This is a genomic window from Allobosea sp. NPDC003192 (assembly GCF_050275675.1).
GTDB lineage: Bacteria > Pseudomonadota > Alphaproteobacteria > Rhizobiales > Beijerinckiaceae > Allobosea.
In genome coordinates, this window is the sequence record NZ_JBNNPK010000011.1 from 88033 (window position 1) to 102094 (window position 14062).

12 protein-coding genes are annotated in these 14062 nt (G+C 66.8%); all 12 read right to left on the reverse strand.

What is annotated here, in order from left to right:
* Positions 1 to 27 precede the first annotated feature (27 nt).
* Positions 28 to 582 (reverse strand): invasion associated locus B family protein, encoded by a 555-nt coding sequence (locus tag ACQKLX_RS16270; RefSeq protein ID WP_427362615.1) that lies wholly within the window; start codon positions 580 to 582, stop codon positions 28 to 30.
* 279 nt (positions 583 to 861) lie between these two features.
* Entirely contained in the window at positions 862 to 2199 is a 1338-nt protein-coding gene (locus tag ACQKLX_RS16275) for an MFS transporter (protein ID WP_427362616.1), read from the reverse strand.
* Positions 2193 to 3269 carry a hypothetical protein gene (locus tag ACQKLX_RS16280; protein ID WP_427362617.1) on the reverse strand — a complete coding sequence of 359 codons (1077 nt, stop codon included), beginning with the start codon at positions 3267 to 3269 and terminating at the stop codon, positions 2193 to 2195. Before ACQKLX_RS16280 ends, ACQKLX_RS16275 begins: the two co-directional genes overlap by 7 nt.
* A gap of 42 nt (positions 3270 to 3311) precedes the next feature.
* A complete protein-coding gene (locus tag ACQKLX_RS16285; protein WP_427362618.1) occupies positions 3312 to 3905 on the reverse strand; it encodes a TetR/AcrR family transcriptional regulator in 594 nt (197 codons plus the stop codon).
* A gap of 219 nt (positions 3906 to 4124) precedes the next feature.
* Positions 4125 to 4913, reverse strand: a complete 789-nt coding sequence (locus tag ACQKLX_RS16290; protein WP_427362619.1) for an MBL fold metallo-hydrolase — start codon at positions 4911 to 4913, stop codon at positions 4125 to 4127.
* The gene (locus ACQKLX_RS16295; RefSeq protein WP_427362620.1) at positions 4910 to 5776 is read right to left on the reverse strand and encodes an amidohydrolase family protein; all 867 of its coding nucleotides are present in this window, start codon (positions 5774 to 5776) and stop codon (positions 4910 to 4912) included. Before ACQKLX_RS16295 ends, ACQKLX_RS16290 begins: the two co-directional genes overlap by 4 nt.
* A complete protein-coding gene (acnA, locus tag ACQKLX_RS16300) occupies positions 5776 to 8373 on the reverse strand; it encodes an aconitate hydratase AcnA (protein ID WP_427362621.1) in 2598 nt (865 codons plus the stop codon). The genes ACQKLX_RS16295 and acnA overlap by 1 nt, the downstream gene beginning before the upstream one ends.
* A 44-nt stretch (positions 8374 to 8417) precedes the next feature.
* Positions 8418 to 9395, reverse strand: a complete 978-nt coding sequence (locus tag ACQKLX_RS16305) for a Bug family tripartite tricarboxylate transporter substrate binding protein (protein WP_427362622.1) — start codon at positions 9393 to 9395, stop codon at positions 8418 to 8420.
* A 40-nt stretch (positions 9396 to 9435) separates the two neighbouring features.
* A complete protein-coding gene (locus ACQKLX_RS16310; protein WP_427362623.1) occupies positions 9436 to 10098 on the reverse strand; it encodes an aspartate/glutamate racemase family protein in 663 nt (220 codons plus the stop codon).
* 8 nt (positions 10099 to 10106) lie between these two features.
* Positions 10107 to 11174: an ABC transporter ATP-binding protein gene (locus ACQKLX_RS16315; RefSeq protein ID WP_427362624.1), complete on the reverse strand. Its 1068-nt coding sequence runs from the start codon at positions 11172 to 11174 to the stop codon at positions 10107 to 10109.
* Entirely contained in the window at positions 11167 to 12852 is a 1686-nt protein-coding gene (locus ACQKLX_RS16320) for an ABC transporter permease (RefSeq protein ID WP_427362625.1), read from the reverse strand. The genes ACQKLX_RS16315 and ACQKLX_RS16320 overlap by 8 nt, the downstream gene beginning before the upstream one ends.
* Positions 12853 to 12877: 25 nt before the next feature.
* Positions 12878 to 13981 (reverse strand): ABC transporter substrate-binding protein, encoded by a 1104-nt coding sequence (locus ACQKLX_RS16325; RefSeq protein WP_427362626.1) that lies wholly within the window; start codon positions 13979 to 13981, stop codon positions 12878 to 12880.
* Between the last annotated feature and the right edge of the window lie 81 nt (positions 13982 to 14062).

Genomic DNA, 14062 nt, shown 5'->3' on the forward strand with positions numbered 1-14062 from the left:
AGCGGGCTGCGCGACGCCGGGCCATGGTCAGAGCCGTTCCTTGGCGAGCGCTTCGATGGCCTGATCGAGGCCGCGGACGGACAAGGGCAAGGCGAGATCGCGCCCCGCCGCGTCCTTGAAGACGATCCGGCCGGCTTCGGTGGCCTTGCGCCATTGCTTGACGACATCGTCGCCGAGCAGCGCGTCGGCGAAGCAGCCGCTCGGAATGCAGCGCCGCCAGCCGAGCTCGAGCGGCTTTGCATCCTTCTCGCCCATGGCGATCTGAACCACGCTCGGGAAGGTGACGCTGACCGGCATCACCGCAGTGACGCGCAGCGGCTCGCCCGCGGTGGCGCGGCCGATGGCGATCTGGGCGATCGGCGCCTGCTGCCCCTGGCTCTGCAGGATCTGCGCGACCTCGCAGACGCGGCTCGCCTTCGCGGCTTCGGAAACGCGCTGGCAGCGCAGCACCCAGTCGGCGAAGCTCGCGGTGGTGCTGCTGGGTTCCGTCGAGACTGGCTGGACGGCGGGCGCGGCCGCTGGTGCGGTCTGGCCGGCGGGCTTCGGTGCCGCCGGCTGCGCGGCAGCGGAAGCCGCGCCCATGGCAAGAGCCGCGCCCAGGATCCCAAATCGCGTTCGCACTGTCGTTACGCCCCCAACCCGATCGCGTCGCTGGCGTTTCGCGCCGCGACGACTCCCCCGCCCGGCGAAGGATCGCCGAGATTGGAATGCAGAAATTTCTCAAATTGCTCGTAAGTGCGCAATATGAGAGTCAAAAATGGTCACATCGATCCTGCGGAATTAACCCTTTGGATCAAGGCCCTACGGGCCGGATGCGAACGGCTGTTCACGTCGGACGCAGCGTGGCCGACATCCGCCCGCTCAGGCGACCGCCTGCCGCGATCGTCCTTGCGGTCCGATGACCACGATCAGGAGGGCGCTGAAACTCAAGGCGCCTGAGATTAATCCGAACATGCTCCAGATCCCGACTTCCTGGATGAGCGCGAAGAAGACCAAGGGCACGAAGATCGAAACGAAGCGGCCCAGCCCCCAGGCCATGGAGGTCCGCGAGGCTCGCAGCTCGGTCGGGATGATCTCGGCGGCGTAGACGGCGAGAACGCTGGCATAGATGGCGCTCGCCAGCGCAAAGGCGACGCCGATGGCGACCAGGGGAAGGAAGCTGGTGGCCGCCGCGAAGGCCAGGCCGAGTGCGGCCATTGCCCATGCGGCGCAGACCAGGCTGGCTTTGCGGCCGATCCTGTCGATGACCGGCGCGACGAGAAGGTTGCCCAGCGCCGGGCCGAACATGATCAGGCCGGCCGCGACGACGGAATCGCCGATGCTGAACTGCTTGGCCACCATCACCGCCCCGCTCATCAGCGGAAAGCCGATCGTCGCCCAGGGGGCGAGTGCGTAGAGGCAGCAGAGCAGGAGCAGTCGCCGTTCGACATCGCCGGAGCCCGGCGCGGTCAGCGCGGGCTGGCCGGACGCGGATGCAAGGGGGGTGGCCGAGCGACCGTTGCCGAAGTGCCGCAAGGCGGCTTCGGCTTCGGCAAGGCGGCCGGCCGCGGCGAGCCAGCGTGGCGATTCGGGAAGTAGGCTGAGCAGGCCCGCGGCGACGAGGGCGAGGACAGCGCCGGACCCGAGCGCCCAGCGCCAGCCTTCAAGGCCCCAGGCCGTCGGCGAGGTGGCGCGCATCAGGAAGATGATCGCCGGTGCGCCGAGGAAGGCGAGGCCGGCGCACAGGCAGGACAGCATCCCCCGCCAGCGCGGCGGCATGACATCGGCCATATAGGCAGCGATCAGCGGCGGGCAGGCTCCGATGCCGATGCCCGACAGGAAGCGGAAGCCGATCAGGGTGACTGGGTGAAGGCTTGCCGCTGCGCCGAGCGAGCCGAACGCGATCAGGGCGAGTGCCATCTGCAGCGCGAGGCGGCGGCCGAGCCGGTCGCCGAGCAGGCCGAAGATCGGAGCTCCGACGGTACCGCCAGCAAAGATCGCCGCGAGGAACAGCGACAGCTCGGCCTGCGTCATGGTGCGCGGCGGCGCCTGGAACACGGCCCCGAGCGCGTTGCCGAGCGCGACTTCGGCGATGTCGGCAAAGAGCGCGAGCGTCAGGACGCAAAACAGCGCGAGCCGCAGGCGGCAGAGCGGCAAGGCATCGAGGCGCTCGGCGATCGCGCGGCCCGGAGCGTTCGCAGGTTCCGCCCTGCTCAGCATGTCGGGCTCTCCGCGATCTCGTAAGCGGCTCCCGCGGCGACAAGGCCGGGCCCAACGGGCTCGATAGCAGCGACGGCCTGCGCGAAAGCGGTACCGATGATCGCGAGCTTCGCGGCCTGGAACCGCGCGTACTCGTCGCGGAAGCCACGCGACAGCCAGATCGGCGAGCGACCGGGCACTCCGCTCCAGCCGATGCTGCCCATGGCGATCGCCTCTGCGAGGGTTCGGCCGGCATGTGTCCGGGAGAGGTTGAACGGACGGGCGAGTGCCGAAACCGAGGTCACGTCCGACGGCGCTCTTTCCGCATCGCGCGCCGCCGTCATGTCCATGCCGGCGATCAGGAGGTCCATCAGGCTGCCGCCCTCATCCACCGAGGCGAACACCCCATAGCTCGGCGGCGGTGTACGGATCGCCTCGCAGGAGAGCAGGGCGTCGGCCGTGGCCGGCTCGAGCCGGAGCAAGATCGACTCGCCTGCATCCCGCAGGCGTGCCGCGCTGGCGCCGCCATCGAGGAAATCGCGCGCGGCCAGATGGATGGCATACCACTCGATGAGTGCCTGCAGCGTGGCCGGTGCGGGCTGCACGAAGTCGGCATGCGCCCTCGTGGGCTGGATCAGGCCATATTGCAGCGCCTCGACGAAGAAGGCGGTGGCGGTATTCCGACTCGCCAGCCCGTGAGCGAGCGTCTGTTCGATGAAGTCCCGCCGCGACAATCCCGGCCGGCCGGCTGAAAGCCCGCGGAAATAATGCGACAGGACGGCGTGTGACATCAGCCAGCGTTGCTGCGTCGAGAATTGCGAGGCCAGGCGGGGCGCGGCGGCTTGCACCGCCAGGAAACCCTGGGCCAGGCGATGCGCGGCATGATCGAAACGCGGATGGGCGAGCAGCCGCTCGATCTCCGCTTCCAGCCCTTGCATCCAGCCCCCCGCCCGCAGCGCTCGCACGCGCCCGCCGAACATGTCCGCCCGATACGCCGCGGTACAGTGGGGCAGTCGGCTCCGGAGGCCTTGCCTCGCCATCGATTTTGAACGGTGGTTCACAAACGACAGGCGGATGCCCGCTTTCGGCAAAGGCGTGTCTTCGTTGCAACGGTCGTCGATGGGCAGAACCCGTCAGACCGGTAGCTCCGTCGCTCCGTGAAGCAGCGCGCGGACCATGCTGCGATAGCGCAGGTGCAGCTTGGCCGGATCGACCGGAGGCAGGCTCTGATTGGTGCCGCGCGCGCCGTCGGCAAGCAATTGCGCCAGGGCATCCGGCCCTATGTCCGCCTTGACCTGCAGGATGCGGTTCGCCTCCAGCTCGGTGATGAAGCCGGCGAGCTGGGCTTGAAAGCCTGTCGCGGAGGCGATCATGAGGTCGCGGCAACGCCGGAAGGCCTGGTCGTTGAGCTCGATGGCGTGGGGCGAAGTCGCGAGGCGCCGGCGCGTATTGCCGTAGCGCGTGTCGAGGATCGTCGCCAGGATCTCGGTCGGGTCACGCCCGGCGGCCAGTGCCGCCCGCCCGGACGCCATGCCGACCTCGACCGCCTGCGCGTTGACGTTCTCGATCAGAAAGCGAAAGGCGTCTTCCTTGCTGCTGAAATAATTGTAGAGCGTGCGCCGGGTGACATCGACGGCCTTGGCGAGCCCGGTCATGGTCAGATGCTCGTAGCCATGGTCGAGGAACGCCCGTTCCAGTCGCGAGGTGAGTTCGGCCCGTGTCACCATTTACATCTGTCCATTTGTCCGCTGGGACATCAGCACGGCGGGCGAACACGCTCTGACGACTCGGCTCTCCTTCTTGCCTCGATTTCCCGGCCGGCCGCAATCCGACGGTTGCTGGTCAGCGGCCTTTTCCAAAAGGCTGAAAATGCGCTTTCCGCAGCTCGATTGAAATGCCGACACTTGGCAGCTCGAGCACCGCCAGCATCACATTGCAGGTCGTCCTCACTCCCGGCCGGCGGTCAGATCCAGTTCGGTCAAGGTCGCGATGTCCTTGCCGAACCAGGCCCTGATCGATGCCTTTCGCTTGCCGAGATAGCGGGGTTCGTTTCCGTCGAGCACCATCGGCAGATCGTGTCCGGGAACGACGATGGTGCCCGGCCGCTCGCACCATCTGTCCCAGATCATCTCGATCGTCGCGCGGCTGACTGCGGCATCATAGGTCATGTCGGTGTCGCGGGAGATCAGCTCGGCCCGGTTCTTGGCGGCGTCGCCGGTGAAGATGATGTCCCGCGCCGGGGTCCGCCAATGGAAGACCAGGCAGCCCGGCGTATGGCCGGGCGCCAGATGGGCGGTCATGCCGGGGAAGACCTCGGCGCCGTCCTCGACCGTCTCACAGCTCGGCCAGTCCGACAACGCGCGGATGTAGAGCTCTGGCACTGGCGTCTCGCCCCAGGGCACTGTCAGCGCCCAGTCCATCTCGACCGCACCCACCACGATGCGGGCATCCCGGAACAGCGTCCAGTTGACCGAATGATCGTAATGGGAATGGGTCAGCAGGAGATCGGTGACCTGCGACGGCTTCAGACCTCTCTGATCGAGCTGCTCGATCAGGAGCTTGCGCATCCCGAAATTGCCGGCATCGACGAGCGCGATCCGCTCGCCGTGCCGCAGCATCGCTACGGTGCTCCAGCCGAGCCCGCCATGGCAGGCCGACTTGCCGGGGAAACCGCAGATGACGAGATCGAGATCGGAGCTCGCCAGTTCGGGCGGGGTGTCGAAAGGCTTCATCATGCCTCAAATCCGTAGAGCCAAGCGGGGTTGTCGACGAGGATCCGGCGAAGCGTACCGGCATCGCCGACAGTCCGCATGAGTACCGCCAGCGATTCCGCATCGTCGACCTCGGCGAAGGGCTCGATCTCCCCGGCCGGTCGCCCGCCTCTTCCGCCCCCGGTATGCGGCCAGTCCGATCCCCAGACCATCCGATCGGCGCGGGCTTCGACCAGGTCTCTGACGAAGGGCGCGATCCTGTCCTGCTGCGCACCGCAAAGCCGGCCGATCGAGGAGAGCTTCACCCAGACAGTGCCGCTTCGCACTAGTCGCAGGAGGGCGGCGAAGCTCGGTTGATCGATGCCCTGGTCGAGGTCGGGCCGGCCGAAATGGTCGATGACGAGAGGCGCCGGCAAGGTAGCCAGCCGATCGCCCAGGGCTGCGATGACCGATAGCCGCGTCAGGATCTGGACATGCCAGCCGAGCCTTGCGCAGCGGATTGCCTCCGCATGCAAGCTCGTCCAGATCGTCTCCGGATCGACGACGCCCTGCGTATCGACGTTTAAGCGTAGCCCCCGAACTCCGGCCTTCGACAATCCCTGAAGGAGAACGCTGGATGCATCCCGTTCGACTACGGCGACAGCGCGAGCCCGCGAGCCCAGTTCGGCAAGGCCTGAGAGAAGCCGGCTGTTGTCCGTACCGTAGGGGCTGGGCTGGACGAGGACGACCCGGGACATCCCGAGTCTCTCGTGCAGGGTCAGAAGCGCTTTCTCGCCGGCGTTGCCCGGCGTGTAGATCCGGTCCGCCGCAAACGGAAAACGCTCGGGCGGCCCGAAGAGATGCACATGGCAATCGCAGGCTCCGGGGGGAACAGCCGTCTCGGACATCACGCGACACCCATGGCAACAGGCGCGCTGCTGTGCAGCAAGCCTCCAAGAACATGCGGGATCAGCCCACCCGATCTGAGCAGGGTGATCTCGAGCGAGGTCTCGATCGCAGCTCGCAAGAGGAGGCGGACGGGTTCGCCATCGGCCCTGCGGATGGTCAGCGGAACCTCGCATCGCGGCGTCAAGCGATCCGGGCTGAGATCGATCTCGAAGAGGTCGGTCGAGCGGATACCCAGCGCGTCCGGATGGACGCCGTCCGGCAGCAGCAGCGGCAGGATTCCCATCCCGATCAAGTTCGTGCGGTGGATGCGTTCGATGCTGGCTGCGATTACCGCACGAACGCCGAGCAGCGCGACGGCCTTGGCAGCCCAGTCGCGCGACGATCCCATGCCGTAGCGCTCGCCGGCGACCAGGACGAGCGGGGTCCTGTCGCGGGCATGGCGCTCCGCGGCCTCGGTCAGTGGCACGATCTCTCCGGAAGGCTCGTGCCGGGTGAAACCCGCCGGTGCGTCCGCCGGCAACAGCTGATTGACCGCCAGCCGGTTGGTGAAGGCGCCGCGGATCATCACCTCGAAATTGCCGCGCCTGGAGGCGAAGACGTTGAGGTCCGCGGGGTTGCCGCCCTGCGCGACGATGTGCCGGCCGGCCGCGCTGTCGGAGTGGATCTGATTAGCCGGCGAAATATGATCTGTGGTGACATCGTCGCCCAGGACGATCAGGGGCCGGGCATGGCCTTGTGCCGACGGCAGCCCCTGCTCCCGGACGAAAGGCGGTCGGCGCAGATAGGTGGAGGCAGTATCCCAGGGGAAGCGCGGTCCGCTCGGCGCCTCCAGTTCGACCCAGAGCGGCCGGGTCTCCGCCTCGTGATAGGCCGCATCGAAGTCGGCGACATCCCAGCCCGAGGCGACGGCGTCGTCGATCTCGGCTCCCGTCGGCCAGATCTCCTGCAGCATGACCGGCTGCCCGTCGGCGCCGATGCCGATTGGCTCGCTGATGATGTCGATGTCGACCGTGCCTGCGAGCGCAAAGGCGATGACCAGCGGCGGTGAGGCCAGGAAGCCGTTTTCGAGATCGGGATGGACGCGGCCCGGAAAATTGCGGTTGCCGGATAGCACGGCAACCGGCCGGAAACCCGGTCGGCCGAGCTCACGGCGCACGACATCGGGCAAGGCTCCCGAATTGCCGATGCAGGTCGTGCAGCCATAGCCGACGATGCCGAATCCGAGCCCTTCGAGGTCGTCGAGCAGGCCCGCCCGGCGCAGAAAGCGCTCGGCGGTCGGCGATCCCGGAGCCAGCGACGTCTTGACATAGGCAGGCGGCTTCAAGCCGCGGGCGCGTGCCTTGCGGGCAAGGACGCCGGCCGCGGCCAGCAGACTTGCATCGGAGGTGTTGGTGCAGCTCGTGATCGCGGCGATCACGACGGCCCCGTCCGGAACGGCGTGGCTGTCCGAAGGCGCCAGCGGCGGCGTGAAGGCGGAGCGCGTCTTGCCTGCAGGCAACCGATCCTGCGGCCGGCGCGGGCCGGCGACGCTGGCTTCGATCGCGTCGAGATCGATGGTGAGGCTCCGCGTGAAGCGCGGCTCGGCGCCGGGATCGAACCAGAGATCGCTGGCTTTGGCATAAGCCTCGACCAGGCTGCAGTCGCGCGAAGACCGGCCGATCCGCGAGAGATAGGCGAGGGCCCGTTCGTCGATCGGGAAATACCCGGTCGACGCCCCATATTCCGGAGCCATGTTGGCGATCGCCGCGCGCTCTCCAACTGCGAGAGTCGAGACGCCGGGACCGAAGAACTCGACGAAATCGCCGGTGACGCCGATCGCTCGCAGCGCGCGCGTGACTTCGAGCGCGAGGTCCGTCGCCAGCACGCCGTCGCGGAGCCGGCCGACGAGCTTGACCCCGATCACGTCGGGAATGCGCAAGACCACTGGAACGCCGAAGAGAGCTCCTTCCGCCTCCAGGCCGCCGACACCCCAGCCGAGGACGCCGAGACCATTGACGGTCGGCGTATGGCTGTCGGTCCCGAGCAGGACATCGGGGAATGCCCGGCATTCGCCCTGATGCATCTCGCTGGCGACCACGCTGGAGAGCCGCTCCAGATTGATCGTGTGCATGATGCCCGATCCCGGGGGATGAACCCGGATGCCCGGCATGGCTGAGGCCGCCCATTTCATCAGGCGATAGCGCTCCGCGTTGCGGGCGAATTCCTTCTCGAGGTTGCGCTTGAAGGCGTCGGCGCGGCCGAAGAAGTCGACGCCGGACGAGTGGTCGGTCGACACGTCCACGGGGATGCGGGGCGTCAACAGATCCGGATCGCGGCCGTTTTCGGCGAGCACGTCGCGCATCGCGGCGATATCGACCAATGCGGGTCCGCAGGTCGTATCGTGCATCATGATCCGGTTGGGCAGGAACGGGATCTCGACGAGGCTGGAGCCTTGCTCCAGCCAGTTCCGGAAAGCTTGAGGGAGATGCGCGGTCTCCTCTTCCGACGCCGAGCGCAGCGCATTCTCGAACAGAATCCGCAGCACATGCGGCAGACGTTGAAAATCCGCTCCGACGAGCGACGCGACGTCGAGACGGCGGAAGCGTTCTCCCGCCACCTCAAAGGATGTCCACTCGGCTCTTGTGTTCGTTGGCACAGGACTCAATCAGGCTTGAAGCCTGCCTTGTTCAGAATGTCGGCCCAATGATCGATCTCGGTCGACACCAGTTTCTGCATGGCCGCCCCGCCGCGCTCGCCCAGGGCAGGTACTCGCGCTCCGATGGTCGTGAGGCGCTTGCCGACCTCAGGGTCGTTCAAAGCCGCCGCAACAGCCTTTTCCAGGATATCCAGGACCGGCTTCGGCGTGGCCTTCGGCGCGAAAAGCCCTGTCCAGGTTTCCGCCTGGAACTCCGGCAGCCCGGCCTCGACGGCTGTCGGGACCTCCGGCAAGGTCGCGGAGCGCTCCTTCGACGCGACCACGAGCGCCTTCACCAGCCCCGACTGCGCCTGGCCGGCCACCGATGCGACGAGATCGCAGGAGCCGTCGATCTTGCTGGCGATGATGTCGTTCACGGTCTGCCCGAAGCCGCGATAGGGCACATAGGTCGGAGGCGCCTTGATCAGCCCGAAGAACAGCAGGCAGGTGATGTGCGATGCGGCGCCGTTGCCGGAATGGCCGAAGGTGAGCTGGTCCTTCTTCTCCCGGGCGACCGTGATGAACTCCTTCAGATCGTTCGCGGGAAAATCCTTACGGACGAAGATGATGTTCGGGGTTGCCGCGACCACGCCCAGATAGGCGAAGTCGGCCTTCGGATCATGCGGGAGCTTCGGCATCACGGTGACGGCTGCGGCAAGCGTGCCGGTATGGCCGAGGCCGATCGTGTAGCCGTCGGCTTGCGCGTTCTTGACCCGTGCCGTGCCGGTCGCTCCGCCGGCACCGCCGACATTCTCGACGACGATGGTCTTGCCGAGCGCCTTGCTCATACCCTCGGCCAGGATGCGGCCGGTGGCATCGGCGGCGCCGCCGGCCGCGAACGGCACGATCATGGTGATCGGCCGCTCGGGAAAAGACTGGGCGAATGCAGCGCCGCATGTCGCGCTCAGGAGCAAACCGAACAAGCCCTTGGTCATTAGCCTCATTGCGACCTCCCAGGTCAGACTCGTTGTCGAGCGGTTGTGCTCAGCTCCCGAGCAGGCGCCGAAGTTTCCTCACGGCTGCGTCGGGCGATGAAAGCACGGGCCGCGATGTCAGCGTCCGGCAGGCCTCGCCGGCGCGCGATGTCGAGAAATGCGCCAGCAGGATCGCGTCCCGCTCGCCGAGTTCCGCCACGCCTTCGGCCACGCGCTGGTTATGGGTCGCGGCATCGCCGACCCTGAGGGCTTCGATCGCCCCAGCCGCCAGCCACGACGTCAGCCGTGCCTGCGGCTTCAGCCGCTTGGCCTCTTCCGCGAATTCCTGCTCCATCATGGCGACGGCGGGACCGAAGGTCGCGATCATCCCGATGTTCGCTCCATGGCCGAGCGCTTCCTCGAACATCGCCTCGTTCGGCTTCAGGACGGGGACAGGGAGGATGCGCGCCGCTTCTTCGATCGCGGGCCCGAAGGCCGAGCAGGTGAAGAGGATCGCCTCGGCGCCGGTCGAGAGCCCGTATTGCGCGAGCGCCACGATGCGACGCGACAGCTCGTCGGTGAGTTCGCCCGCGGCAGCCCGATCGAGCGCCAGCCCGTCGTCGAGGACACCGATCGGCTCCGCCTCGGGCCAGATCTCCCGAAACGAGCGGGCGATCGGATCGACGGCGACCGGGGTCGCATGGACGAGCGCGATGCGGATGCGATCGGACATGCGTCGCCTCAGGGGTTGTAGAGCCAGGTCGCCGAAGCCGGAATCCGGCAATGGGCGACAGCCGCACTCAAGGGCTCATGGCCTTGCGCGCGCAGGCGCAGTTCGCCCCGCTTCAACCGGTATTCCCATTTCTCGCCGAGATAGATGCAGCCCTCGACGTCGAAGGGCGCGCTGTCGGCACCCGCTTCCGGCGAAACCGAGATCGCCTCCATCCGGATGACGGCACGCACGGAGTTCGCGTCCGCCGGAGGCTCGCGATCTCTCCAGATCCCCGGCAGCGCGAGGCCAGCGCAGTCGATCCTGTCGCTTTGCCCGGAAACCCTGACCAGCTGGCCGCTCAGGACATTGTTGGTGCCCATGAAATCGGCGGCGTAGAAGGTCTCCGGCTTGCTGTAGATCTCGAGCGGCGTCCCGGACTGGACGATGCTGCCGCCCTTGAGCAGCAGGACCTGATCGGCGATCGCCAGGGCTTCGGCCTGATCATGCGTGACCATGATCGCGCAGATTTTCAGATCGAGGATCAATTTGCGGATCCAGAACCGCGCCTCCTCGCGCAGCTTGGCGTCGAGATTGGACAGCGGTTCGTCGAGCAGGAGGACCTTGGGCTCGTAGACCAGAGCCCGGCAGATCGCGACGCGCTGCTGCTGGCCACCGGAGAGCTGGTCGGGATAGCGCGCGGCGAGATGCGCCAGGCCGAGCTTCGCCAGGATGGCCTCGACCTTGGCCTTGATCTCGCCGGTCCCGACCTTCCGTAGCTTCAGGCCATAGGCGACGTTCTCGAACACGGTCCGGTGCGGCCAGAGCGCATAGGACTGGAAGACGAGACCGATCTGGCGCTGCTCCGGCGGCAGGGCGATCTTCGCCTTGTCGTCGAGGACGGTCACACCGCCGATCCGGATCGTGCCGATCTCCGGCTGCTCCAGGCCGGCGATGCAGCGCAGCAGCGTGGTCTTGCCGCTGCCGGAGGCGCCGAGCAGCGCGACGATCCGGCCCTTCTCGGCGACGAAGCTCGCGCCAGACAGGATCTGCAGGCCGCCCAGCCATTTCTGGACGTTGTCGACGACGAGATCAGTCATGGATCTTGGCTCCGAGACGCAGCGCCAGCGTCAGGCCGACTGCCGTCAGCAGGATCGAGATGAAGGAGAGCGCGGCGATCTGGTCCATCGCGCCGGAGGTCAGCAGCGACACCATCAGCGAGCCGATCACTTCGGTGCCGGCGCTCATCAGGTAGACGCCGGTGGCGTATTCGCGCAGGAACACGATCATGATCATCGCCCAGGCGCCGGCGAGCCCCGGGCGAACCAAGGGGATCACCACGTCGCGCCAGGTCCGGAACGTATCCGCCCCGGCGGTGCGCGCCGATTCCTCGAGCTCGGGCGCGACCTGAAGCAGCGTCGCCTGGATGATGCGCAGGCCATAGGACAGCCCGACGATGATGTAGGCGATCAGCAGGCTGAACAGCGTGGTGCGCAGCGGCACCAGGAAGGGCACGAACAGGAAGAGCCAGAAGAAGGCGAGGCCGACGATCAGCCCCGGCAGAGCGCGCGGGATCAGCACGGAATAGTCGAGGAGCGTGCCGGTCCGGCCATGGTTGCGATGGCCGGCGAGGCCGACGAGGAGATAGAAGGCGACCGCCAGCGCCCCACCCATGGCCGCCAGCAGGATCGTGTTGACGATGCCGCGCGACAGGCTCGGCAGCTCGAACACGCGCTGGAAATTGGCGAGCGTCAGCTGTTCGGAGAGCCTGACGCCCTCGCCCCAGTTCTCGACGAAGGCGCGTAGGATGACGCCGCCGACGGGCAAGACGACCGAGACCAGCAGCCACAGCCCGATGATGGACAGCGCGATCGCCTGTCCGGCCGCACCGAGCTTGAGGAGGTTGGTGCGGGCGCCTTTCCCTCCCACGGCCGCAAACCGGCGGGCGTGCCGCAGCAGCCGGCGCTGGATGAAGACCAGCGGCAGGGTGATGAGGATGAGGAAGACCGTCACCGCCGCCATGACCTGATAGGTCGGCGCGCCGAAGATCGTGTTGACCTTGTAGATATAGGTCGTGAGGACGAGGATGCCGTTCGGATCGCCAAGCACCAGGGGGATGCCGAAGGTCTCGAAGCCGAGCAGCAGGTTCAGCGCCGCGCTGAAGACCAGCGCTGGCAGGACCATCGGCAGGGTGACGTCCAGCGAGACCCGCCAGACGCTGGCGCCCGCGGTCCGGGCCGCTTCCTCGAGGTCGCTCGGCAGTCGCCGCATCGCCGAGGCGACATAGAGATAGACGGTCGGGACATGGCTGAGACCGCCGATCAGGATGATGCCGGGGAGGGTGTAGATGCTCCATGGCGCCGCTCCGAAGATATTCCGAAAGGCGATCGTGACGAAGCCGGACGGGCCGACCGCGACCGTATAGCCGAAGGCCAGCACGATCGAGGACAGGAACATCGGGACGAGGACGAGCGGCTCGAGCCAGCGTCGGCCCTTGAGATCCGTTCGCGTGATCAGGAAGGCCAGAAGCCCTCCGAGCGGCACGGCGACGACGACCATCCCGACGGCATAGACTGTCGTCGTCCAGAGCGCCCGGTAGAATTCGGGGTCCGTCAGGATGAACTGATAGGCTTCGAGGCTCGGTCGGGCGGTCTCGTCGAAGAACGGGGCGCTGAGAAAGCTCTGGTAGATGATGAGCGCGGCTGGCGCCGCGACCATCGCGAACAGGGCCAGGATGACCGTGGCCCTGAAGCGGGGAGCTTGAGCTGCGAGTGACATCGGCTTCCTCGGGGAGCTGCGCGGCTCAGCCGCGCAGCGCCTCCTTCCAGCGGCGGAAGAAGTCCGCCCGGTTCTTCGGCTCGGTCGCCTCAAGGAGCGCGGTCGTGATCGGGATCGGCTTGAGATTGCCGCCGGCCATCTCGGTCAGCTTGGTCAGATTGAGGCCGCTGGTCACGTCGGTGCGGATCGACGGCGCGCCGACCGAAGCCAGGGCCGATTGCCCGGAATTGGCCAGGAGGAAATCTAGGAAGACACGCGCGGCATTCGGATGCGGCGCGCCCTTGGAGATATTGGCTACGCGGGAGAACGCCGCGGTGTGGTCCGAGGTGAGGATGTAGCCGAGCGCGGGGTTCTTCGCCGCCCATTCGATCGCATAGGAGGCGATGATGTTGAAGGCCAGCCAGTGTTCGCCCGAGACGATCTTCTCGCGCATCGCTCCCGAGCTGCCATAGGTCTTGCCTTCGGTTGCGCCGAAGGCGCGGACGAGGTCGAAGGTGTCCGGCATTGTCTTGGCGTCGTTGCTGAAGAACAGGAAGCCGGAGCCGCTCTTCTCGGGATCGAAGGTCGCGAGCTTGCCCTTCAGCGCGTCCTTGTTGTCGCGCATGAAAGCCAGCAGCTCGGGCCGGGTCTTCGGGAGCTTGAACGAGGCGAGCTGAGCCTTGTTGTAGAGGATGCCGACCGGTTCGACCGTGGTGCCGTAGAGCGTGTCGCTGAAATTGCCCCAGCCCGGCAGGCGGCCGGCTTCCGGCGACTTGTAGGCTTCGGCGAGCCCCTTCTGGACGAGGACCATCTGGAGGTCCATCGCGGAGGTCCAGACGATGTCCGAGCCGACCTGCCTGGCGGCAGCTTCCGAGATGATGCGGTTATAGGCGCCGTTGGTGCCGAGATCGTTGTAGTCGACGCGGATACCCGGAAAAGCCTTCTGGAACGCCTCGACGATCGGGCGACCCTGCACGTCGTCGGTCGAGGTGTAGATCGAGACGGCACCTTCGGAGCGCGCCTTCTCGACCACCGCCTTGTAGTCCGCGGGATAGCCCGCCGGCAGCTCCTGGGCCCGGACCGACAGGCCTGATCCCAGGGCCCCAACACTCGCCGCGGACGCGAGCACGAACTGCCGACGATTCATCATGGCCATTCCTCCCATTGGTTTTCGTTGTGGGGGAAAGCCTATCTCTAGATATTGGTTTTATCAAGCTATAAAACCATTGAT